Source organism: Candidatus Symbiobacter mobilis CR (assembly GCF_000477435.1).
GTDB classification, from domain to species: domain Bacteria; phylum Pseudomonadota; class Gammaproteobacteria; order Burkholderiales; family Burkholderiaceae_C; genus Rhodoferax; species Rhodoferax mobilis.
Window position 1 is genome coordinate 665,048 of record NC_022576.1, and the last position, 23,340, is coordinate 688,387.

Sequence of the window (23,340 nt, forward strand, 5' to 3'; positions counted from 1 at the left end):
CAAGTAAGCACTCAGGCACCGGCTGCACGGGAATGGCGGGATACGTCCGTTTGCGTGAAGGATAGCGGATTCGAGAAGAGCCTGGGCCTATAACGCCAATCGTTGCGGCGGGCTATGCAGAGACAACCGCAGCACATCGCCCCGAACGGGCGTGGAACTAGCGTTCCAATCCCCCAGCACGAACCGCGCATATCCATCACCCAAGCGATGTTCCCTGGGCCGGTGCGTGTGGCCGTGAATCAGCGTGTGTGCTCCCGCCGCCTGCAGCCATTCCAGCACCAGCGCATCGTCCACGTCTGCATCGGGTTTCCGTTGGGCGCTGCTGGCTGCGCGCAGGGTGCGCGCCGTAGTGCGACGCTCCTGCAAGGACAACGACAGAAATTGCTCCATCCATGCGGGGGAACGAACCTCATTGCGGAAACGCTGGTATTCGACATCGCCTTGGCACAAGGCGTCCCCGTGCGAAAGCAGCCAGCGTTGTCCACCGAAAACCAGGATTGTTGGATCCGCGAGCCACTGGAACCCACATGCCTGGGCAAAGCGGGTGCCTAGCAAGAAGTCCCGATTGCCTGGCAAGAAAAACAACGCGGCCTTGCAGGATGCTGCCTGGAGCACGGCTTGGCAGCGACGCTCCCACACTGCCTGGGCGTGCGGCGCATCAAGCACATCATCGCCAACCCAGACCTCGAACACATCGCCCAGCAGGAATAGGGCGTCGGCAGTGGTGGTTTGCAGATAGTGCTCCCACTGCGCAAACGTTTGTGGATCGGATTCCGACAAATGCACGTCGGCAATGCAATCGACCGTTTGCCAGCCTGGGGGGGCGTCGACGGTCGGCCAGGGCGGGGTGGCGTGCATGGGAGCGTAGGCGAAGGGCGCGCAATGCAATCGTCAAACGACGACGGCTTTTTCGATGACGACATCCTCCACCGGCACGTCTTCGTGGAACCCACGGCGGCCTGTGCGCACGGCTGCGATGCGATCCACGACCTCGCTGCCTTCCGTTACCTTGCCGAACACGGCGTAGCCCCACGACGAGGCATCGGGCGCCTTGTGGTCGAGAAAGCCATTGTTCGCCACGTTGATGAAAAACTGCGCCGTGGCCGAGTGGGGATCGTTGGTACGCGCCATGGCCACGCTGTACGACTGGTTTTTCAAGCCATTGCTGGCTTCGTTGGCAATGGGGGCGTCGCAGGGTTTCTGCCGCATACCAGGATCAAAGCCTCCGCCCTGCACCATGAACCCGGGAATGACCCGGTGGAACAGGGTGTCGTCGTAGTGTCCCTTTTCGACATAGCGCAAAAAATTGGCGACCGACAGCGGGGCTTTTTCTGCATCCAGCGTGAGGGTGATGACGCCGTGGTTGCGGATGTGGAGAGCGACAGTAGGCGTGGTGTTTTCTGGCATGGTGCTTTTTTTGTAGAAAGGATGGTGGGGAAAAGGCCCCGCAGGCAACGCCCACAGGGGGAGGGAGGAAGATTAATCCACGATGCTTTCGTGAATGATGAACCACTGTCGGCCTTGGCGTGCCCAGTACTGGCGACGGAAGATGCTGTCTTTGGCAGACGGTTCTTCGAGGGTGACGATCATGGTTTCTTCTGGATCAACCCAGCGCAGCAACGACAGGGCGCGTGGCGCACGGGGTAGGAGTTTGTCAGTTTGTCGGGTTGTCGCTGGCGCAATTCCGTCAGCATCTACCGCAGGGGCAATCTTGGGGCCGATGGACACCGCTTCGTAGAACGCCCGCAGTGCTTCCGGGTCAGAATGGCTACGCGCCTGAGACCACGCCCGCAGTCTGGCTTCGAAATCTTGACGGTTCGACTGCAGAGAACGGGGATGCACCCAGTGCAGCCGGGGAGCGATAACCACCGGGGTGAGCCGTGGCTCGACCGTTCGCATCAGTTGCTCCAAATCTGGGTTCGAGAGGACGATGCAGCCGTCGCTGGCCTCTGGCGCACGGGCAAATTGTTTGGGCGAGGGGCCATGGAGCCAGATGCCGCTACCCGTCTTGCCCCGGCGTTGGTCGATGGGGTTGGGGTAGTTGAGCGGCAGCGCCCCGGCCCCGTATTCTTCACGCAGCGCTTGGGAAGGAATACGCCCCGTGATGAAGTACACCCCGGTGGGGGTGCGTTGGTCGCCTTCGCTCGTCTTGCCCAGCCCCATTTTTCCAATGGTGACGTAGTAGTTGGCGACGACGACCATTCCTGACGCACGGTTTTCCAGGACATACAGCCGTGCGCGGGAGGCATCGATCGCAATCGCATGGCGAATCTCCGGGGCCAGATGGACAAATTGCGAGGGAACGCGCATCAGCCGTGGGCGCTCGTTGGCCGCCTTACTGCGCAACCGCGCTTCCTCGCGCAAATCTGCCAAGGCATCTTGCCCTGCCTTGCGTTGTGGTGGGAGTGCATCGCCAAATTGCTGCATGGGGCGCGAGCGGGCTTGCAGAAGGTCGCCGTACACCAACTGCGCCAAGGCGAAATGGGGATAGTCACGCACCAGCGCAGTCGCGTACAGCAGGGCAGTGCGGGTATCCCCCAGCAGAATCAGCCTATAGATGTCGAGTAACCGGGACTCCGCTCCCATCGGAGAGGACGACACGGCCGCAGCAGGCTGCACGGACGAGGGCTTGGGCTTGGGCGCTCGTTGCTTGCTTTGGGCGTCTGCTGCTCCCATCGCCAAGATCAAGGCAGCGAGGAACAGGCAGAAACCTACCCGGTACGCACTGCGGCGCACTACGCCCCAGAAGCCCGGACTGCCCAACAAAGCTTGGCTGAACCACCCATAAGCCCAATTCGGCGGTTGCATGGTGTCGCCCTCACTCTTTTCCCGCAGGGCTACGGTATGCACACCTCTAGCCATTGGCCAGGCACAGCACAGTTTCCGCTGCTTCCACACAGAGAAAACCGTCTTTGCTGTAGGGGTAGGAGCGACGGACGTCGCAAAACAGAGCCGACTGTGCAAATCCCATCGCCGGAAGTGGCCCTGCCATCGCGACTTCCGGCGCTCCTACAAGAGATGGATGCGTTGCAACAGATGGATGCGCTGCACTGGGGCCATGCGCAGCCCCCAGCGCGATCAACGCCCGGAGGTCTCGCTCACGATGAGCCACTGCGCGCCAACTTTGCGCAGTCCCAAAGTCTTGCTGCTGGAGACAGAGAGGTCGTCCCCACGGTAGGCTTGGCGGAAGTGTGCTTGCGCCGTGTCGCCCTGTACCTTGACCTGGAGCTTGGAAATCTGCACATGGATGGACTTCTTGCCCAGGATGCGGTCACGGCGCTCCTGTTCCCAGGTAGAGCGAGGGCCTTTGCCGGTGGGCACGGCATCCGGCGCATAGCTGGCCAAGTAGGCATTGATGTCCTTGGCAGACCACGCCTGCGCCCATGCCATCACGGCTTGCTCGACGGCCTGCGTTGGATTGGCAGCCGGCGCCCCAGGAGTGGTAGCAACGGTGGGAGCCTTAGGCGCAGCCGCAACGTCCACAGGCTTGGGCGCAGCGGGAACCAATGCCGGTACCGAGGTAGGTACCGATAGCGTGGCTGGCGCCGAAGCAGACATCGGGCGGTTGGGGGCCAGAGCAGGGGTGGGAGCGGGGATAGGAGAAGGAGTCGGAGCGGAGGCCGAAGCAGTCACCGCAACTGGCGCTGGTTCTGGGGCGGGACGGGTATTGCCCAGATTGGGTTTGAACACTTCGCGAATCAACGCCAGCTTGGGCGGAACGACGAGGTTGCCGCTGTCAAGCTGCAAGGCCTTGTTGTAGGCCTGTGATGCAAGCCGGGCGTATACGTCGCCCAGGTTCTCGTGCGCAGTCGCGTAGCTGGGGTTGGTACGAATCGCCATTTCCAGCGCGATGCGCGCCTTGTCGTACTGTGCCTGCCCTGCATAGAGCACGGCGAGGTTGTTGTACGGCTCAGGCAACTCGGGAAAGTCTTCCGTCAATTTGGTGAAGGTGGCGATGGCGTCGGCATGTCTGCCTTGGTTACGCTGAATCACCCCCTTGAGGAAGCGCATTTGGGGGTCGTTGGGCTTGGTGGCGAGCACCTTGTCCACTTTGACCATCGCTTCGGCAAATTTGTTGGCGCGAACCAACTGGCTGGCATCGGCGTAGTCGTCCGCCAGCACGACCGAGCTGGCACATAGACCGGCGCACAGGCTGACAGATAGGGCCAGCGAGCGCAAAAAAACTTTGGGGAGCAAAGAGCGATTGGGCATCATTGTTGGTGTGACGACAGAATCGATAAAGAAAAAACATCTTCCGGATCGACTGGCAAAAAAGTCTTGCAATGGTCTTGCAAAGAACACTGAGATCGTTGGCACCGAAGCGGCACCTATCTGATTTTGCTGCATTCGATTACCGAAAATGATTGTAGACCAGCCTATTTTTGGGCCATTTTGGTTGGGAGCCTATTTCGATAGGAGCGAAGCCAACGCACGGCACAACAATTTTCTCCCTCAGCGGGGGAGGGGTAGAGTGCGTGAGGAGTGCAATCCAGCCTGAAAATAGCCCTACTGGAATACGCCTTTGGCAAAGTTTTGTTGCTTCTTCTCTATCCGACCAACACGCGATGGGTCTCCACCTCTATAACTCCCTTACCCGCAGCCTCGAACCTTTCGTGCCGCAACGTCCCGGGCATGTCTCCATGTACGTCTGCGGCATGACGGTCTACGACCTCTGCCACCTTGGCCATGCGCGGTCCATGGTTGCTTTCGACGTGATTCGCCGCTGGCTCCAGGAAAGTGGGTACTGCGTTACTTTCGTTCGCAATATCACCGACATCGACGACAAAATTTTGCGTCGCGCTGCGGGAAACGGGGAGTCCCTGCGCACGCTTACCGACCGGATGATCGCCGCGATGCACGAGGATGCCGATGCGCTGGGTGTGCTCCGCCCCACCGAGGAACCCCGCGCCACCGAGTACGTCCCCGCGATGCAGGCACTGATTGGCCGCTTGCAAGAGCAAGGTTTCGCCTATCGCAGCGCTGATGGCGATATGCACTACGCAGTGCGTCGCTTTGCCGGTTATGGCCGACTGAGCGGGAAAAGCCTGGCCGAACTGCGGGCGGGGGAACGGGTCGGCATCAATGACAACAAGGCAGATCCTCTCGACTTCGTCTTGTGGAAATCCGCCAAGGACAGCGACCCCGCCGAAGCGCGGTGGGATAGCCCTTTTGGCGTAGGGCGCCCGGGTTGGCATATCGAATGTTCGGCGATGTGTGCGTCCCTGCTGGGGCAGACTATCGACATTCACGGTGGCGGCGTGGACTTGCAGTTCCCTCACCATGACAACGAAATCGCCCAAAGCGAGGCAGCCCATGGCGTTCCTTTGGCGCGGTACTGGCTGCACAACGGCTTCGTCACCCTGGGGCAGGAAAAGATGTCCAAAAGCCTGGGCAATGTGTCGACGATCCGGGACATCCTGCAGCACGTCGATGCTGAGACGCTGCGATTTTTCCTGCTGCGTTCGCACTACCGCAGCGATGTGGCGTTCACTGGCGCGTCGCTCGACGATGCGCGGCTGGCTTTGCGGCGGCTGTACGGCGCCTTGGCCGCAGTGCCGGTCGATGCAGCTCCCGCCGAAGCATCTACCGCATGTATTGCATCCATGGCATCCATCGATGGGCAAGAGCCTTATGCCGCCCGTTTTCGCAAAGCCATGGATCAAGACTTTGGCACCCCGGAAGCCGTAGCGGTGTTGTTCGATCTGGCCAGCGAAGTACACCGCAGCCACTGCCCACGGCTGGCAGGGCTATTGCGGTCTTTGGGAGGATGCCTGGGCATCCTGCAACAGGAGCCCGCCTCGTATTTGCAAGGTGGCGCTGCGGTGGATCGCGCAGACATCGAAGCCCGCATCGCCCAGCGCGCCCAAGCCAAGGCAAGCAAGGACTTTGCATGGGCCGACCGGATCCGCGCCGAGTTGCTCGCGCAAGGCATCGCGCTGCGGGACACCCCGTCGGGAACGACCTGGGAATCTGTCTCCCGCTTGGGTTGAATCCCCCGTCCACAACGCTGGCGCGATGGCCGCAACCCCCTGGTCGCCCGAAGACAGTGGCGCCGAGACCCCTGCCTACTGGAACGAGGCCTGCGTCTACCTTGCCGAGCGCGATCCCATCCTCGGGCGGTGGATCGCCACGTATGGGCTTGCGCGGCTACGCAGCCGCAACGACGCCTTTGCCACCCTGGCGCGCAGCATCGTGGGGCAGCAAATCTCGGTCAAGGCTGCCCAGTCGGTATGGGATCGATTGCTTGGTCAGATGCAGCCCGCATCGCCCCAAGCATTGCTCGCCTTATCGACGGACACCTTGCGCTCTGTTGGCATGAGTGCCCGCAAAGTCGAATATTTGCGCGATTTGGCTCGGCATTGCATCGAAGGCAAGGTGCATACCGCTGCGTGGGCGGGCATGGACGACGAAGCGATCATCAAGGAGCTGGTCGCGATTCGCGGAATCGGTCGCTGGACTGCCGAGATGTTCCTGATCTTCCACCTGATGCGCCCGGATGTGCTGCCGCTCGACGATATCGGGCTGTTGCGGGGAATCAGCCAGAACTACCTGGATGGCGCTGCGATTGCGCGTCGCCAAGCCCTGGATATTGCCAGCCGGTGGGCGCCATACCGTTCCGTAGCCACTTGGTATATTTGGCGATCGCTGGATCCCATTCCCGTCGAATATTGACCGGGGCGGGAAACGGAGGTGTTCCGGGGGGAGTCCGGGGGGTTGTCGTGCGGAGTTGTCGTGCGGGGTATTTCGTCGAATGGAGCTGGCGTGGCAAAAAAAACTTTTCTGGACTTTGAAACCCCCATTGCCGACTTGGAAAACAAGATCGAAGAACTGCGCTACGTCCAGTCCGAATCTGCTGTCGACATTTCTGCGGAAATCGATCAACTGGCGCGCAAGAGCCAGCAGCTCACCAAGGATATTTACAGCAACCTGACTCCGTGGCAGATCACCAAGATTGCCCGCCACGCTGAGCGGCCCTACACCCTGGACTATGTGGCCGAGATCTTTACGCACTTCGTCGAGCTGCATGGGGATCGGCATTTCGCGGATGACCTGAGCATCATCGGTGGCCTGGCCCGCTTCCATGGAATGCCGTGCGTAATCATCGGGCAGCAGAAGGGGCGCGATACCCGAGAACGCTCGGTCCGCAATTTCGGGATGAGCAAGCCTGAGGGCTATCGCAAGGCCTTGCGGCTGATGAAAACGGCAGAAAAATTCCGCCTGCCAGTCTTCACCTTCGTCGACACGCCTGGGGCGTACCCCGGTATCGATGCTGAAGAGCGTTGCCAGTCCGAAGCCATTGGTCGCAACATCTACGAGATGACACAGTTGCGGGTTCCGGTGATCGTCACGATCATCGGGGAGGGTGGTTCCGGCGGGGCACTGGCGATTTCCGTCGGCGACCAAGTGTTGATGCTCCAGTATTCGATCTATTCGGTCATCAGCCCGGAAGGGTGCGCGTCGATCCTCTGGAAAACCTCGGACAAGGCGCAGGACGCAGCCGATGCCTTGGGCATCACCGCGCACCGGCTCAAGGCGCTGGGGTTGATCGACAAGATCGTCAACGAACCCGTTGGCGGCGCGCACCGTGACCCCAAGCAAATGGCGACGTTCCTCAAGCGGGCGTTGGCGGAGGCACTGCGGCAGGTCAACGATCTCGACCCGCAGGCGCTGTTGGAACGGCGCTATGCCCGCTTGCAAAGCTACGGACGATTTACCGAACTCAAGCCCGGTACTGCGAGTGCCTGAGTGGGGGCACCGGCACTGCTCCGTGGAGCAGGCGCTGGATGTTTTTGCTCCTGCGCTGCCACTGGCTGTAGCGTGCAGCGCCGGTGCCGATTCCACCGCGTTGCTCTGGGCTTGTGCGCAACGTTGGCCTGGGCAGGTGTGTGCCTTCCATGTCGACCATGGGTTGCAGCCTGCGGCGTCGGTTTTTGCGCAGCACTGTGCGCAGTTGTGTACACGGCTTGGCGTTCCGCTGCACTTGCGTGCCGTGGATGCCCGCAAACTCCCCGGCCAAAGCCCAGAAGATGCCGCACGGCGAGCGCGTTATTGGGCGTTTGCTTCCATGGTGGAGCAGATTCGTCAGCAGGGTGGAGTGGTTGCATCAATCGCTCTGGCCCAACACGCGAACGACCAGATCGAAACCCTGCTGCTGGCGCTGGCGCGTGGCGCGGGCCTGCGGGGCCTGAGCGCCATGCCTCGAACCTGGGTGCGAGACGGCATCGCATACCACCGCCCCTGGCTCGACGTGTCCCGGCAAGACATTCGGCGCTGGCTGGCAGGACAGGGCGTCACGTTCGTCGAAGACCCCAGCAATGACGATCCATCTTTTCTGCGCAACCGCATCCGGCAGCAAGTTCTCCCCGCATTGACGCAGTGCATGCCGCAGTGCCTTCACACCTTTGCCCGGAGCAGCGCGCACTGTGCACAAGCGCAGCAGCTCCTCGACGATCTGGCAGCGATGGATTTGGAGCAAGTCGGCGTGCCACCTCGCATCACTGCCCTGCAAACATTGGCTACGCACCGCCAAGCCAATGTATTGCGGCATTGGCTGGCCACCTGCCACGGCGTCATCCCCAGCGCTGCCCAGCTCGACGAGCTGTTGCGCCAAATCGCACACTGCCGTACTCGTGGCCATGCGGTCCATCTCAAGGTGGCAACGGGGCATTGCCAGCGTCAGGGGGATGCACTGCATTGGTACAATATACCCACTCCAACTCATTGAATTTCTTATATGTCTTTGATCGTACACAAATACGGTGGTACTTCGATGGGGTCTACCGAACGGATTCGCCAGGTGGCGCTGCGCGTTGCCAAATGGGTGCGCGCCGGGCATCGCATGGTTGTCGTCCCTTCGGCGATGAGCGGGGAAACCAACCGTCTGCTTGCGCTGGCGCAGGAACTATCCCCCCAGGCATTGACTCCTGCGTACTACCGGGAACTGGACATGCTTGCCGCCACGGGAGAGCAGGTATCCAGCGCTTTGCTGGCCATTGCGCTGCAAGCGTTGGGGCTGCAATCGGTCAGCTACGCAGGGTGGCAGGTGCCCATTCGTACGGATAGCGCATACACCAAGGCGCGGATCGAGTCCATCGACGACGCACGGCTGCGAGCCGACCTTGATGCGGGCAAAGTCGTGATCGTCACGGGCTTCCAGGGGTTAGACGAGGGCGGCAATGTCACCACGCTGGGGCGCGGTGGTTCCGACACCTCTGCCGTCGCCGTGGCGGCTGCGATGAAGGCCGACGAGTGCCTGATTTACACCGATGTCGATGGCGTCTACACCACCGACCCCCGCGTCGTTCCCGAGGCCCGCCGTCTGCACACCCTCAGCTTCGAGGAAATGCTGGAGATGGCGTCCTTGGGTTCCAAAGTCTTGCAAATTCGCTCGGTCGAATTTGCGGGGAAATACAAGGTGCGGCTGCGCGTGTTGTCGAGCTTCACCCCGTGGGATATCGACATCGACGAAGAAGCCAACTCCGGCACATTGATCACTTTTGAGGAAGACCACACCATGGAGCAAGCCATCGTTTCGGGCATCGCTTTCAACCGCGACGAATCCAAAATTTCCGTTCTGGGGGTGCCAGACAAGCCAGGCATCGCTTACCAAATCCTCGGCCCTGTCGCGGATGCCAATGTCGAAGTGGACATGATCATCCAGAACATCAGCAAGGAGGGCAAAGCCGACTTCAGCTTCACCGTCCACCGCAACGACCATCCCAAGACGATGGAGTTGTTGCGCAACCAAGTCGTCCCCAAGCTCGGAGCGATGGACGTGATCGGCGATACCAAAATCTGCAAGGTCTCGATCGTCGGAATCGGCATGCGCAGCCATGCTGGGGTGGCACGCAAGATGTTCCAGGCGCTCAGCGAAGAAGGGATCAACATCCAGATGATCTCGACGAGCGAGATCAAAACTTCCGTCGTCCTCGATGAAAAGTACCTGGAATTGGCCGTGCGCGCTCTGCACAAGGCCTTCGGTCTTGAAGCCGAGCCTGCCTAAAAGGCCATCCCCCTTCCCCCAACGGATGAGAGTGCCATATCCAAGGCTGCGGGGCTAGTAAGAGCTACCCAACATGCGATAATTTCGAGTCTTTTGGAAACGTGACCGAGTGGCCGAAGGTGCTCCCCTGCTAAGGGAGTATGGGGTGTTGAGCCTCATCAAGGGTTCGAATCCCTTCGTTTCCGCCAGAAAAGAATTTCATGTAGTTCTGCACAGCCCCTGAGAAGCCTCGCAAACCTAGTGCAAATCTAGTGTTTACGGGGCTTTTTTTGCGTCCCACTTAGAACCAATTTCAGTAGGCAGGCGAGCCGAAGCAGTGTGCGTGGCGCCGGAGCGCAGGAACCGGAATGTACTTACGGTACATGAGGATTCCGAGCACCGCCGCCGCGTGCAATGCGATGGCGCAGCCCCTACTGGAATAGGTTCTTATGCTGGCCGAGGAGTATGGAGAAGGCCGGATCGTCAGCACGGATGAGCGCGACTTTCATGCATAACGCTGGAAGAACCAGCATCCATTTTGTAATGTGCTGCTTGCCCCGAGTTGCGCAGCGGCCTTGCCGGGGTGTGATGGATTACCCGGATTGCTTCGCATACTTGCGTTTTTTGCCCAAATCCCCGACACTCCTTTTTTCGTTTTTCGATGGGGTCGCGTGCGATTCGATGAAAAACGGAATCAAGCGATAGCAGCCCAGGCTTGCTATCTGGCCCACCAAAGAAAGTGTCACGACATGCCTCTGGATTCCTCCCCCATCTGCGTTCCTTCCTCCCTCCGCATTGAAGCCCTGCTGGCTAGCCTTCGACCGAACGTTGTCCAGTCGATCCAGGCTTACCGGGTGCATGAGCTTGAAGAGGTTGCCAGGACGGCGGGTCATCGCTTCCTCCGCGCCAATCTTGCGACTGCGCAAAGCAAGCAAGAAGTTTTCGACGTCCTTTGTCAGCAATTTGGGCTGGGCGCGACGGCATGCAAGAATTTCGATGCCTTGCATGACAGCCTCAGCGACGGCACGCTCAAGACGGCCGGCTACCTCGGGTTCATCATCGTGTTGGAGCATCTTCCTTGTCATGCGAAATTCGACAAGGAAGCACGTGAGCAACTGCTGGACACCTTCCGGGACGCCGCAGAACACTGGGGCGAGAAAAAGGTGCCCTTCCGCTGCTTCTATTCCTTTTCCGTCGCGCTGCCCGCTGCAGGCGCACGGGGCGCGGATGCCGATGCCGATGCACCGGCGGCTGCCCGCCTACTGGATGTGTCTTTGCATGCACTGCGGATGAGCAGCCCTTTCAACCCGAACCTTTGGTCGTAGCAAAACCTGGGCTGCTCGCTACCTGCTGCGCGAGAGCCAGGTATTCCTCCACGCCAATCTCTTCCGCCCGGCGTTGCAGGTTGATTGGGGCCTGCACGCCGTTTGCCGTCAGCCATGTTCCCAGGCCATGCCGCAAGATCTTGCGGCGCTGGGCAAAAGCCACGCGCAAGAGGGCTTCCAGGGCTTCCTGTTGTGCGGGCGGCGGGCGGTTGGGTAGTGGGATCATGCGTACCACGGCGCTGTGTACCCGTGGTGGCGGGTAGAAACTCTCTGGAGCCACGTCGAGCAATCGCTCGATCTCGTAGTGCGCTTGCAGCATTACGCTCAGGCGGGAGTACTCCGCAGTGCATGGCACAGCCACCATCCGTTCGACGACTTCCCGCTGCAACATGCAGTGCTGATCCTGGATGGCATCAATGTGACGCAACAGATGAAAAAGGATTGGTGAGGACAGGTTGTAGGGCAGATTGCCCACGATGCGCAAGTTCTTTCCATCGCCTTGCGCCGATTGCGCCATGGCCGTGAAGTCCACCTGCAACACATCGGCTTCGACGACGTGCCACCTCGGCTGCGACGACCGCAAACGCTGCGCCAGGTCCCGGTCGATTTCGACGACGGTCAGCCCCAGAGCACGTTCGGCGATGGGTTCGGACAGGGCACCAAGCCCGGGGCCGATTTCGACGAGGTATTCCCCAGGTTGGGGATCAATGGCATCGACGATGGCATCGACCACTGCGCCATCGACCAGAAAGTGCTGGCCGAAGCGCTTGCGTGCGATGTGTCCCCGGCAAGAATGAGGCGGATTGCACGACCCCGACAGGGATCCCGGAACCTTCGTCATTCCGGAGCCTGCCGGTATTCGACATAGGCTTTGGCGCGCTGCGCCTGGTTCCACGTCTTGTAGGCTTCTTCCAGCTTGAGGGCGCGCACTGTGGCGCGTACCGCTTCCCGGTACTGCGCGGGGGGCATGGTTACGCGGCGGCGGTCGAGAAGCTGAATCAGATGCACTCCGAAGCGGGAAATGACAGGCTCGCTGAGCGCGCCGGGTTCCAGTTGTTCGATGATGGCCTCGAATTCCGGGACGAAAACTCCCGGCCCGGCCCACCCCAAATCGCCCCCCTGGGCTGCACTGGCGTCATGGGAAAGATCCTTGGCCACCTTGGCAAAGTCGATGCGACCAGCCAGGATCTGGCGTCGAAGCTCGGTCAGCCGCGAACGGGCGTCGGCTTCGCTCACGCTGGTCGAGGGGCGCAACAGGATATGCCGGGTATGGTGTTCCACGCTCCAGGGGGCAGGCAAGGCAGGGTTGGTTTTTTCCAGCACCTTGAGGATATGGAAACCTGCGCCGGACTGCACCAGCTCGCACACCTCCCCCTGCGCGCAATGCCGCACGGCATGGACGAATGCAGCCGGGTAGCGGTCGGCAGTGCGTACCCCCAAATCTTCCGCAGCAATGCGCAGCGTGGCATTGGAGAGCGTCGTAGCCAGCGTCGATAGCGCCTCTCCCTTGCTGGCATGGTTTCGCAGTGCTTCGGCCAGGGTGCGCAGTTTGTCGACATCGGCAGGACTAGCTCCATCAGGAACCGGCACGACGAGCTGTTCCAGATGCAGCCGCAATTTGGACAAATCCGGCGCTTGTTCTTGCTGCTGCAAATGGTTGTCGATGTCCAGCTCGGAGACGGTGACGCGAGCGATCACCTCCTTTTCCCGCAGGCGCTGCAACAGCAATTGCTCACGCAGTTGGCTGCGAAACCGATCCAGCCCCATCCCTTCGGCGACGACGCGGCGGCGCAGCTCTGCAACATTGGTTTGGTTTTGGGATGCAATGGTGCGTTCGGCTTCGTCAACCGCCGCTTCTTCCACCCGAATCCCCAGTTCCTGCGCAAGTTGCAATTGCCACCGTCGTTGGATCAGCCCTTCGAGCACGTCGGAGCGGAAGGTTTTTTCATCCGGAACGGGGCGGCGTTGCACCGCCAGTTGTTGCAGCACACGCTGGGCTTCGCGTTGCACGTCGGTGAGGGTGATTGGCTCCGAATTGACGAGCGCGACGATGTAGTCGATAGGGCGCTGGGGCCCGGACTCGCCATCAAGCGAAGCACTCCACGCCAAGGTGAGTGTCTGCGCGTGAACGCTGACGATGGCGCCGACGAACATCGCCAGCAGGGAAGAAAAGGAAGATAGGGAAGAACGCGGAAATAGCAAGGGCATGGATTACTCGTAGTGGGAATAAAGCTGGGGAGCAGAGGAAGAGGAAGACGGAAAGGAAGAAACAGGGGAGGAATCGGAAGCCGAAGACCGAAGGCCCGTGTAACCGGGGATGTGTTCCTGCAAAGATTTCAGGGGATTGATGCCCAACCTGCCGAACCCAAAGAATTCAAGCTGAAACATCAGACGGTGGCTGACGCTCGAAGCACCGGTTTGGACCCGCTCCAGCACCACGCGCGCCAACCAGCACCGTGCCACGTGCTCGAAGCCCAGGATCGAATCGACCAATTTTCCTTCATGCATGCTGTAGTTCAGCCGCCCGACGGAATACCAGCGCGCTTCGGCTTGCTGCGCGGATTCGGCGCCCCACTGCAGGGGCCACTGCCAGCCCAGATCTACCTGTTCGCTCGACTCGCGCTGGAAGCGGTAGGCGGCGGAAAGGGTGTGGTACGTCCTGGGGCTGTAGGAGCCATGCAGGGTCGTCCGTATGGAACTGTCGGTTTTGGGGTTGAATTGCATCGTCCCCTCGAAGCCCCAGTGTTCGTTCCAATGGATCGAACCACCCCACAGTACGTCGCTGATCCGATCGACCACAGGCGATTCGCCGGGGAGCGTCACGTTCTGGTCACGCAAGCGCAACCGCTGGGCCACGCCAAAGCTCGCGGCCTCGGCACCTGTGGCTGGGTCCAGCCAGCGTGTGGTCAGCCCCAGGGTCAGCAAGTTGCTGTCGGAGATGCGATCATTCCCCACGAAGGCGTTGGTCGAGTAGATGGAGGAGAGGTTGAAATCCCTCGCGCCCGTGTCATAGACGGGCAGAGCGTGTTGATCCCGGAATGGGGTGAAAACGTAAAAGGCGCGAGGCTCCAGCGTCTGGAGCAATTCCCGCCCGAACAGCGACGCATCGCGCTCGAATACCACCGTGCCATCAAGGCTGAAAGTGGGAACGATACGGGTGGCAGTGCGTTGCCCATCCGCCTGGGGGGTATCGAAGCGGTATCGCGTCGCATGCCATTGCATGGTCGGCAGCAAGGAGAGGGCAGACACCGACAGCGGATACCCCAGCGTGGCAATGCCTAGCGAACGCCAGGCATTGCTTTGGCCGGTCAGGGTCTCGTCGGACTGGAACCGTGTGTGTTCCGCCAGCAGGGAAACGTTCAGCCCGTTGCCCATCTCCCGGTGGTATCGGCTCTGGAGTTGCGGCAGCCTGTCGTAGGGCGGGACGATCGGCGCCGATGCATCTTGCAGCGTCTGCCAGCGCAGTGCCTGCACCCGGTGCGAAACATCTCCCTGTGTCCAGGAGAGGGTTGCTTCGCTTGCCAACAAACGCTGAAAAAGCAGCGTGTCTGCACGCGGAAAGTCGCGCCAGTAGTCATCGTCGCTCACGCGGCGCAACTGCAAGCGCAAGTGCAGCGGGGAATCCCCCCACGCAGTCCACGGGTTGTTCCAGCGGGCTGTGTGGACGGTGTCGAGTCCCCAGCGGCTCTGGTCTCGCAGGGAGTCCGAAGGCATCCAATCCAGGCGCACCGTGCCGTCGTGGCTCGGTTCGAGGTACCGGAATTCGCTGCCGAGCATCACCCCCCTCTTGGTCATCACCGTGGGGGTCAGGGTGGCATCGCGGTTGGGCGCGATATTCCAGTAGTAGGGCACGGAAAGGGAGTAGCCATCGACATTGTCGATACCGACGGTCGGTGGCAATACGCCGGATTTGCGCTGGTTGCCGAGAGGAAAACTCAAGTACGGCACTGGCAATAGAGGCACGCCCAAGAAACGCAGCACGGCATTGCGGGCTGTCCCCTCGTTCTGCTGGCGGTCAAGATCGATCCAGTCTGCGCGCAATTCCCAATCGGGTTCCCCACCTTTCCCCATACCTGCTGCCGTGCTAGTCGGGCAGGGGCAGGTGGTGTATTGCGCACCCTGTATGCGGATGTGGTCGGCACCGAGAAAGTCGATTCGCTGCGCGTGCCCGTGTGCATCGTTGCGCAGCAAGTGGTACGAGGGCTTTTCGAAGAAGCCTGTCCGGGTACCGAGTTGCATCGACCATCGAGGCCCAGCGAATCGATCCCCCGCCTTCCACACCCGCACCGACCCCACCGCCTGCGCCTGGTCGTTGTCGGCACGGTATTCCAGCTTATCGGCATGGACGACGAGATCGCCCTGGGAGAGGCGCGCATCGCCTTCGATGCTGACGTGCTGATCGACCACGCCGTGTACCCGCTGCCCGGAAACGAAGAGAGGCAAGGGTTCGGGCGAGGGAGCACGTTCCCCCAGTGCCGGGCTGGAACGAAGCTCGCCACGGTCTTGCGCCACAGTTCCCTGCACCTTGGTTCCCGGTGCAATGGTTCCCGGTGCAATGGTTCCCTGCGCAGCGGTTTCTTGTGCAATAGCCGCAGTGCGCGACAGCAGCAAGACAACACCCATGGCCACCGCCCGCAAGCGCTGGCCATGCGGGGGAACTTCAACGAGCCTGGCACCCTGACGGGGACAATCCATGGGGGGAAGAAAGGGGCCAAGCTATCCCAACCCCCACACCGAAGAACGCTTGTGCAAGCAAAAAAGTCAACTGGGAAAAAGGATTATCCATGAGCACTGCCCACGGCGAAGGCGCGCCACATTGCATCGACTGGCCCAGCGCGCAACGCCAGTCTGCCTTCCTGGCGTGGTTGCAATCGTTGCCCGCTGCCTTGGGGTTGGAGCCTGCCAGCCTGCGCATGGCCAGTGCCGACGCCAGCTTTCGGCGGTATTTCCGCATCGATGCCGCGCAGACGAGCTACATCGTCATGGATGCCCCGCCGGATCGGGAGGACTGCGCTCCCTTCGTCCAGGTGGAACAACTGATGCGCGAGGCCGGATTGCGCGTTCCGCAAGTGCTGGATTGGGATCGAACCCACGGCTTTCTGCTGCTGAGTGACCTGGGCACGACGACGATGATGCAGGCGCTCGATACCCAACAACCCGATAGGAATGTGTGGATGTACGACCGCGCCATCGACGCGCTCATCGCCTGGCAATGCGCAAGCCGTAGTGGCGTGCTCCCCCCCTATGACCGCGCTTACCTGCACCGCGAGCTGTCGCTCTTTCCAGACTGGTACTTGGCACGGCACCGGCAGATCGTGCTGGACGATGCGCAACGCAACGCATTGCATGCGATGTTCGACGCTATCGTCACGGAAAACCTCTCCTGGCCATCGGTCTACGTACACCGTGACTTCATGCCACGCAACCTGATGCTGCCGGGCGACACCGATGAACGCCTGGGCGTGCTCGATTTTCAGGATGCCATGCATGGCCCCATCGTCTACGACATCGCCAGCCTTGTTCGCGATGCCTTTTTGAGCTGGGACGACGCCTTTTGCGTGGACATCGTCCGCCGCTACTGGTTGACTGCCCGACAGCACGGGCTGCCCGTGGGGGACGATGTCGATGCCTTCGACCGTGGGGTACGGTGGATGGGCCTTCAGCGGCACCTCAAGGTCGCCGGCATTTTTGCGCGGCTGACGCTGCGCGACGGCAAACCGCGCTACCTGGCCGATACGCCGAGGTTCATCGCATACATCCGTGACACCTGCCGCCGTTACCGCGAACTGGATACGCTGCTGCGTTGCATCGACGAGTGGGAGCAGCGCGCTGTCAATGAGGCGAGGCATCGTGATGAATGGCGAGCTTGTCCACCGCTCGGGCAAAGGCATCGACCCGCGCCCAGTCGGTGAACTCGACCACTGCCTTGGGATCCGTCGGGCCGTGGGTCAACAGCATGATGCCCCGGATGATCTGCCGATCCCAGAACGGGTACCGGGGGTAATCCAGCTTGCCTGCAAAGACGTCGACCAAAGCCGGTGTCCACCCCATTCGACGCAACAACTTCTTGGTATACGGGTTGGTTGCGGGTGTATTTTTTCCAGGCTTGCGTGCAACGACGTTCACGCTAAACAACGCCGTGGGGCGTTGCTGCAGCACGTCCTTGTAGGTTTGCAGAAACTCAAGCACTTCGGGACGATGGTGGCCGTACCGGATACTCGCTCCCACGACGATGCGGTCGAAATGCAGGAGAGCCATATCCCGGAGCAAAGGCAGCAAGGGAACCAGCGTAACGGCGTGGCCGCGTTCCGTCAGCACGGTATCGATTCGCTGACATATCCGCATGGTGTGACCATCCGTGGTCGAGTAGACGATGAGCGTTTTCATGAAGTTGCGTAGAAATGAGAGCAGGGGTCATAGCAACAGGGGTGCCGAGGGCGTGGGCGATTCCCGCATCCGTCGAATCTTTCCCGTTGATCTTACGCACGGGCCGCAGTCGTGTGGGCCGCAGTGGCACTGGTTGCAGTGGATATGCCTATGCCCGGTTCGTTCCCTGGTGGTTCGCCTGCTAGGGATGTTCCTCGTCGTTGGCACGGTGGGGATGGCGCACGCTTGCCCGGCGTTTTTTCTGCGCGTGCCGCAGGTGTCGCGTGCGCTGTGCCAGCAGGCAGCCTTGGTTCCCAGCGGGGCCACTAGCGTGCTGGGACAGCCTTTGTTGGTGCGTGATGTCGCAGCATCTCCGGCGCAGTGGCGCGTGCTGGTGCTGGGGGGGATCCATGGGGACGAGTTCTCTTCGGCATCACTGGTCTTTCACTGGATTGGCATGGCTTTGCGGGATCCCTTGGATACGCACTGGCGCTTCCTTCCCGTGTTGAACCCGGATGGCATGTTGCGCAGGCCGGCCACCCGAGTCAACGCCCATGGCGTGGACCTCAATCGCAATTTCGCCACCCCGGACTGGGTCCGGGAAGCGCCCCTGTATTGGGAGCGGCGCACCCGCAAAGACCCCCGGCGCTGGCCTGGCTCCGCCCCCTTGAGCGAGCCGGAATCCCGCTACCTTGCCGAGCAGATTCGCACCTTTGCTCCCGATCTCGTCGTCAGCGTGCATGCTCCCTACGGTGTGCTGGACTTTGACGGCCCCTTGCGCCCTCCCACCCGGCTGGGGCGCCTCTACCTCGACCGGGTTGGGGTATTCCCCGGTTCCCTGGGGCATTACTGCGGTCTGCAACAAGGCATTCCTGTCGTCACCGTGGAACTGCCCAACGCGCTGCGTGCGCCGCCCCCGGCGGAAATGCGCAGGATGTGGGGGGATCTGCAACGCTGGATGCAGAACACCTTGCCGCGCCCTGCTTCCAAGACGACGGGAGCTTCTGCTCCACAGTCCGCGCCGGTGTCTGGATTGCACTGAGGCAGGTCTTTCTTTCCGCAGGCACCCTGCGGATAATGCCTGCACGCTGTGCAAGGTGTACGTTCCGGTGCCGCCATGGGAATTTCCCCGGTTTCTGCTGCTCCCTACTCCGCCATGGGCCGCTGGGCCTATGCGGGGATGCGCGCTCAGCAGTTCGCACAGAAGTCTGCGGAGCAGCCCGACGTCTCCCCTGCCTTTTCTGCCAATCCAGAGACGACGACACCCACCCCATCCCTGTCGGCGGAGGCTTCCCAGTCTGCCCCCGGACAACCCCAGAAAGCCGGGCAGGCTGAACAAGATCGCGGCAATCGCCAAGCCGACCCAAAGACCGACAAGACGGCCGACAAAAAAACCGACGGCAAAGCCCCAGCGCAGTCCGGCGCGGAGGACCCGGCACAGCTCAGCGAAGCGGATTTGGCCCAGCTTACCAAGCTCCAGTCTCGCGATACCCAGGTTCGCCAGCATGAAGCCGCGCACCTTGCCGCAGCAGGCGGGCTGGCGCTTTCCGGGGCATCGTTCTCCTTTCAGCGTGGCCCGGACGGGGCCTACTACGCCATCGGGGGGGAGGTGTCGATCGACGTCTCACCGGGTCGAACGCCCGAGGAAACTGCCGACCGCGCCCGCAGGATACGCACCGCAGCGCTGGCTCCGGCAGACCCTTCGAGCACGGATGTCGCCGTCGCCGCCAAAGCCCAGCAGATGGAATTGCAGGCCCGTGCCGAGCAAGCCAGCAACGAGGGCAATGCGGGAAACGAGGGCAAATCCTCCTCGACGAAGCGCGCCGTCGACCGTGCCTACGGCGTGGAAAGTGATCACCGGACAGGCAATGCCGACGAAGCTGCCAACGTGAAAGGCACCGTGGGGCAACGGTGGGTAGCCTGACATCGCGACTGCCGTCGCTCCTACAACGCAATCGATACGCTGTACCTTTGCCAGGGAACCATGGTGATCCCCAAAAGGGTATGGGATTTGTCGGATCGTCGGCATGGGCCGCAGTCGGCACGTTCTTGGCACAATGCCCCGACCCGGTGCATTGCATCCATTTGCCCTTGTCGACCATGCCCAAACTACGCTGGTTTCCTTTTTTTCTGGTAGTGACCTTGCATTGGGCGGCTTGCTCCCGCCAAGAGCCGGATGCAGTGCAAGCGCCCGTCGTTCCAGCTTCCCATGCAGAAGAAAATCCGGTCGATTCCACCCATCTTTCCCCGTCGCGCCATATCCGTGCAACCAAGCCTTGGAAGATCGCCCTGGTGACGAAGGCCGGAGAAGGGGGCAATTCTTACCCCGTGCGTCTGGGGCGTGGTGCCTTGCAAGCAGCGCATGACTTTCATGTCCAGGTCGATTTGCGCAACCCGGAAGTCGAACGCTATGACGTTCCCCTCCAAATCCGTCTGATCGAACAGCTTGCCAAGGAGGAGTACGACGCGATGGTCGTCGTGCCCATCGATAGCAACATGCTTGTCGCGTCGGTAGAGCAGTTCATCAAGCTGGGCAAACCGGTCATCGTGCTGGATACCCCGCTCAATTCTGCGCTGACGCTGACCCAACTTGCCTTCGACAACCACCAGGCCGGGGTGTTGGCTGCGAATTGGGTGGCCCAGAAACTGGGCGGACGGGGCAAGGTATTGATCCTCGTTGGCCAGGAAGAGGGGCAGAACGCCATCGACCGCCGGGATGGCTTCTTGGACGCGCTGGGCAAGCATGACATCGAGATCCTCGACATGAAATCCGCCAACTGGCTCCGTGCGCAGGCGGAGCAGATCACCCGCGAGTGGCTCGATCGCTTTGCTTCCATCGACGCGATCCTGGCAGGCAACGACATGATGGCGCTCGGCGCTGCGGATGCGATTGAGCGCGCCGGGCGCAAAAACATCCTCGTGACGGGCGTCGACGCCAACCCTGAGGCGCTCGAAGCCATCCTTGCCGAGCGCATGCACCTGACCATTGAGCAGTCCCCCGAAGCACAGGCCCGCGCGGCGGTGCAACTGCTCATCCGCCACTTGGAGCGCAAGGAAACCTATCCTGCGCGTTCCGTATGGCGTGGCATTGAGGTGATCGACCGCAGCAATGTCGAGTCGTACCTCCGCGCCCGGCAAAACGGCTGACTTCCCCCCGGTACACGATGCGTGACGACCATGCGTGCGCTGGTTGACAGGCTTGTAGGGCTGGAAGCGATGACGTGGAATGCGTCCAAGCCCCAGGCCCATGTTGTTGGCGCTACGCCCACTCGCAGCGTAGGCGCCGAGCTGTATTGCCGGGTACGCCAACTGGGGTGGATTGCCTTGCTTGGCATTGGCACTATTGCGCTGGGCGGCATGGTGTCGTTCGGGCAGCAGATCCATGCCCAGCTCTTTGCGCAAGCCAGACAAGGCGCAGCGGTCGTCGACGAATACCTGCTGGGGATCGGCACCAACCTCGACATCACCGCCAAATACCTGGCCACCACGGAGGCCCACGCCGACATCTTCCGCACGGCCCTCGTGATGAATCCGACCCTGCAGGGGCTCTATCTCGTGCGGCCTGATGGGGTCGTACTCGAACAGCAGAACCGGGTGCAAATTCCTTACCTGGGCAGGATCAATGACCAGCCTTGGCTGGGGTCGGTGCGCAAGGGCGACGTTTTCGTCGGTGCGCCACGCTTTGACGGACAGCCTTTGCCACATCTCGTCGTCGCCGTCCCGGTGCCCAATGCTGCGGGCAGCTTTGCATACAGTTTGGTCTCCCGCGTCGAACTATCCCGGTTGTGGACACAGCTCAACCAGATTCGGCTGGGGCAAACGGGCCGCGTGTTCGCAGTCTGCGTGGGCGGTAGGGTGACGTTGCACCACAAGCCTGCGTGGATGCGCTCTGCCATGACTTTCGATGCCCTGTACCCCCGCGCCTGGTTTGCGGGCAATGGCTTCGGGTTGTACGAAACCGCGCAAGGGGGGCTGCATCTGGTGGCCACGGCGCGTTCCCTGCGCTCGGATTTGCGTGTCATTGCCTACCAGCCGCTGGCGGATCTGGCGCAGGGAATCGCCCTCCTGGCCGCAGTGCTGTTGTTCGGCGTAGTCAGTGTGTTGTGGATCGTCTGGCGATCCCGTCAGTTCACCAGAAGCCAGATCGTCGAACCCTTGGCTGCGCTGAGCCGGGGTGCTGGCGAGTATGCGCGGGAGAACATGGCGCATCGCACCGGGGTCGTGGGCCAGTACGAGTTTGCGCACATCTCCGCCTCGCTAGACCAAATGGCACAGAGGCTGTCGACCACCTTGGGCGATTTGCAGCAGCGCGTGAGCGAGCTTGACGAAAGCACCCGCTTTGCCCAAGCCATTCTCGATTCAGAGTCGAACCACATCGCTGTGCTGGACGTAGCAGGGTACATCGTCCAGACCAACGCTGCCTGGAAGCGCTTTGCCTTGCACTTGCGCGCGTGCGCTGGCCCGGACTTGCGTCCGGAAGTGGGAACCAACTACCTGGAAGCCTACATGGTCGGCTTGCCCGTGGCAGAGCGTCTGGCAGATGGCAGCGCGGGAATTCAGGCCGTACTGGAAGGACTGCTACCCATTTATTCCGCCGAATACTGCTGCGACTTGCCCCATGAAAAGCTCTGGTTCACGCTCACCATCACCCCGCTGGCCACGGTGAACCAGGGTGCCGTCGTCGTACATGCCGACATCACGGCGCGCAAGCTGGCCGAACACGCCCAATCCCAAACGCTGGATTTTTTGCGCAAGGTGGCCGAAAGCGTTCCCGGGGTGATGTACCAGTACCGCCAAACCGTGCAGGGCAGGGCGCATTTCCCGTATATCAGCCCCCGCGTGCAAATCTTCGGCCTGACCCCGGAAGAACTGCATCACGACGCTGGGGAATGGTTTGCGCGCCTGCACCCGGACGATGCCCCCGGCGTAACGGAAAGTCTTGCGCAATCTGCTGCCTCGCTCGTCTTATGGAGGCAGCAGTTCCGCATCCGCCAGGCTTATGGCGAGTACCACTGGTTCGAAGGGCAAGCCATGCCCGAACTCGACAGCGCAGGCTGCATCGTCTGGTTTGGGTACTTTGCCGACATCCAAACATTGAAAGATACCGAGGAACGGATCCGCAGCATGGCCTTGCACGATCCCTTGACCGGGCTGCCCAACCGCTCGCTCTTCGATGATCGCGTTGCATCCGCCCTGACGGCATGCCGTCGTGAGCAGTCGCGCTTTGGGCTGATGTTTCTCGATCTGGACAAATTCAAGCCTGTCAATGATCGCTATGGGCATCGCATTGGTGACCTATTGCTGCAAGAGGTAGCGATGCGCCTGTGCCAAAGCATCCGCGCCTCGGACACTGCGGCCCGCCTGGGCGGTGACGAATTTGTCGCGCTGCTTCGCCATGTCAAGCATGTAGACGATGCGATGCTCGTCGCCGAAAAAGTGCGGGCCGCGATGGACGAACCCTTTCCCATCGAAGGGCACGACATCAATGTCTCCGCCAGCATCGGCCTGGCGATGTACCCAGACCACGGCACCAATCTCATTGCCTTGACCCACTGCGCCGATACGGCGATGTACGTTGCCAAGCAACGCGGCCGCAATACCGTTGCGATAGCCGAACGACCCCTGGAGCCTCCCCCCGATGTCCAACCCTGATCTTTCTTCCTTTCC

The 23,340-nt window shown here is 61.2% G+C and carries 19 protein-coding genes and 1 tRNA gene; 12 read left to right on the plus strand and 8 right to left on the minus strand.

What is annotated here, in order from left to right; translation table 11 throughout:
* Window positions 1–87 precede the first annotated feature (87 nt).
* The 4 genes from CENROD_RS02720 to CENROD_RS02735 all read right to left on the minus strand — a co-directional run bounded on the left by CENROD_RS02720 (window position 88) and on the right by CENROD_RS02735 (window position 4,212).
* Window positions 88–858 carry a UDP-2,3-diacylglucosamine diphosphatase gene (locus CENROD_RS02720; RefSeq protein ID WP_022771552.1) on the minus strand — a complete coding sequence of 257 codons (771 nt, stop codon included), beginning with the start codon at window positions 856–858 and terminating at the stop codon, window positions 88–90.
* A gap of 33 nt (window positions 859–891) precedes the next feature.
* Window positions 892–1,407, minus strand: a complete 516-nt coding sequence (locus CENROD_RS02725) for a peptidylprolyl isomerase (RefSeq protein ID WP_022771553.1) — start codon at window positions 1,405–1,407, stop codon at window positions 892–894.
* 72 nt (window positions 1,408–1,479) lie between these two features.
* Window positions 1,480–2,808 carry a L,D-transpeptidase family protein gene (locus tag CENROD_RS02730; protein WP_081699911.1) on the minus strand — a complete coding sequence of 443 codons (1,329 nt, stop codon included), beginning with the start codon at window positions 2,806–2,808 and terminating at the stop codon, window positions 1,480–1,482.
* Between the two features lie 270 nt (window positions 2,809–3,078).
* A complete protein-coding gene (locus tag CENROD_RS02735) occupies window positions 3,079–4,212 on the minus strand; it encodes a L,D-transpeptidase Cds6 family protein (protein WP_151194646.1) in 1,134 nt (377 codons plus the stop codon).
* 353 nt (window positions 4,213–4,565) lie between these two features.
* Here CENROD_RS02735 and cysS point away from each other — a divergent pair, with 353 nt between their 5' ends.
* From cysS to CENROD_RS02770, 7 genes are all read left to right on the plus strand, one after another.
* Window positions 4,566–5,990, plus strand: a complete 1,425-nt coding sequence (gene cysS / locus CENROD_RS02740) for a cysteine--tRNA ligase (RefSeq protein ID WP_022771557.1) — start codon at window positions 4,566–4,568, stop codon at window positions 5,988–5,990.
* Between the two features lie 25 nt (window positions 5,991–6,015).
* Window positions 6,016–6,672 carry a DNA-3-methyladenine glycosylase family protein gene (locus CENROD_RS02745; protein ID WP_022771558.1) on the plus strand — a complete coding sequence of 219 codons (657 nt, stop codon included), beginning with the start codon at window positions 6,016–6,018 and terminating at the stop codon, window positions 6,670–6,672.
* 90 nt (window positions 6,673–6,762) lie between these two features.
* Window positions 6,763–7,746, plus strand: coding sequence for an acetyl-CoA carboxylase carboxyltransferase subunit alpha (locus tag CENROD_RS02750; RefSeq protein ID WP_041193208.1), 984 nt, complete (start codon window positions 6,763–6,765; stop codon window positions 7,744–7,746).
* Window positions 7,739–8,725, plus strand: coding sequence for a tRNA lysidine(34) synthetase TilS (gene tilS, locus CENROD_RS02755; RefSeq protein ID WP_041193209.1), 987 nt, complete (start codon window positions 7,739–7,741; stop codon window positions 8,723–8,725). Before CENROD_RS02750 ends, tilS begins: the two co-directional genes overlap by 8 nt.
* A gap of 9 nt (window positions 8,726–8,734) precedes the next feature.
* Window positions 8,735–10,003 carry an aspartate kinase gene (locus CENROD_RS02760; RefSeq protein WP_041193210.1) on the plus strand — a complete coding sequence of 423 codons (1,269 nt, stop codon included), beginning with the start codon at window positions 8,735–8,737 and terminating at the stop codon, window positions 10,001–10,003.
* Window positions 10,004–10,098: 95 nt separating this feature from the next.
* A tRNA-Ser gene (locus CENROD_RS02765) sits at window positions 10,099–10,191 on the plus strand.
* A gap of 540 nt (window positions 10,192–10,731) precedes the next feature.
* Window positions 10,732–11,307: a barstar family protein gene (locus tag CENROD_RS02770; protein WP_022771563.1), complete on the plus strand. Its 576-nt coding sequence runs from the start codon at window positions 10,732–10,734 to the stop codon at window positions 11,305–11,307.
* On the opposite strand, the gene rsmA is transcribed toward CENROD_RS02770, so the two are convergent.
* From rsmA to CENROD_RS02785, 3 genes are read right to left on the minus strand one after another with little or no spacing between them, the layout of a single operon-like run.
* Window positions 11,285–12,148 carry a 16S rRNA (adenine(1518)-N(6)/adenine(1519)-N(6))-dimethyltransferase RsmA gene (gene rsmA, locus CENROD_RS02775; protein ID WP_022771564.1) on the minus strand — a complete coding sequence of 288 codons (864 nt, stop codon included), beginning with the start codon at window positions 12,146–12,148 and terminating at the stop codon, window positions 11,285–11,287. The genes CENROD_RS02770 and rsmA overlap by 23 nt on opposite strands.
* A complete protein-coding gene (locus tag CENROD_RS02780; RefSeq protein ID WP_022771565.1) occupies window positions 12,145–13,515 on the minus strand; it encodes a peptidylprolyl isomerase in 1,371 nt (456 codons plus the stop codon). Before CENROD_RS02780 ends, rsmA begins: the two co-directional genes overlap by 4 nt.
* 3 nt (window positions 13,516–13,518) lie before the next feature.
* Window positions 13,519–16,002, minus strand: coding sequence for an LPS-assembly protein LptD (locus CENROD_RS02785; RefSeq protein WP_022771566.1), 2,484 nt, complete (start codon window positions 16,000–16,002; stop codon window positions 13,519–13,521).
* 89 nt (window positions 16,003–16,091) lie between these two features.
* Between CENROD_RS02785 and CENROD_RS02790 the strand changes: the two genes are divergently transcribed.
* On the plus strand, window positions 16,092–17,219 hold the full coding sequence (locus CENROD_RS02790; RefSeq protein WP_022771567.1) for an aminoglycoside phosphotransferase family protein: 1,128 nt from the start codon (window positions 16,092–16,094) through the stop codon (window positions 17,217–17,219).
* Here CENROD_RS02790 and hemG read toward each other — a convergent pair.
* Window positions 17,140–17,694, minus strand: coding sequence for a menaquinone-dependent protoporphyrinogen IX dehydrogenase (gene hemG / locus CENROD_RS02795; RefSeq protein ID WP_022771568.1), 555 nt, complete (start codon window positions 17,692–17,694; stop codon window positions 17,140–17,142). The genes CENROD_RS02790 and hemG overlap by 80 nt on opposite strands.
* Here hemG and CENROD_RS02800 point away from each other — a divergent pair.
* The 4 genes from CENROD_RS02800 (at window position 17,693) to CENROD_RS12335 (ending at window position 23,325) form a co-directional block, all read left to right on the plus strand.
* A complete protein-coding gene (locus tag CENROD_RS02800; protein ID WP_238551812.1) occupies window positions 17,693–18,715 on the plus strand; it encodes a M14 family zinc carboxypeptidase in 1,023 nt (340 codons plus the stop codon). The two genes, hemG and CENROD_RS02800, sit on opposite strands and share 2 nt — an antisense overlap.
* Before the next feature lie 75 nt (window positions 18,716–18,790).
* A complete protein-coding gene (locus tag CENROD_RS12330; RefSeq protein WP_238551813.1) occupies window positions 18,791–19,597 on the plus strand; it encodes a putative metalloprotease CJM1_0395 family protein in 807 nt (268 codons plus the stop codon).
* A gap of 176 nt (window positions 19,598–19,773) precedes the next feature.
* Window positions 19,774–20,820, plus strand: coding sequence for a sugar ABC transporter substrate-binding protein (locus tag CENROD_RS02810; protein WP_022771571.1), 1,047 nt, complete (start codon window positions 19,774–19,776; stop codon window positions 20,818–20,820).
* A 30-nt stretch (window positions 20,821–20,850) separates the two neighbouring features.
* The gene (locus tag CENROD_RS12335) at window positions 20,851–23,325 is read left to right on the plus strand and encodes a diguanylate cyclase domain-containing protein (RefSeq protein WP_051360286.1); all 2,475 of its coding nucleotides are present in this window, start codon (window positions 20,851–20,853) and stop codon (window positions 23,323–23,325) included.
* Window positions 23,326–23,340: the final 15 nt, after the last annotated feature.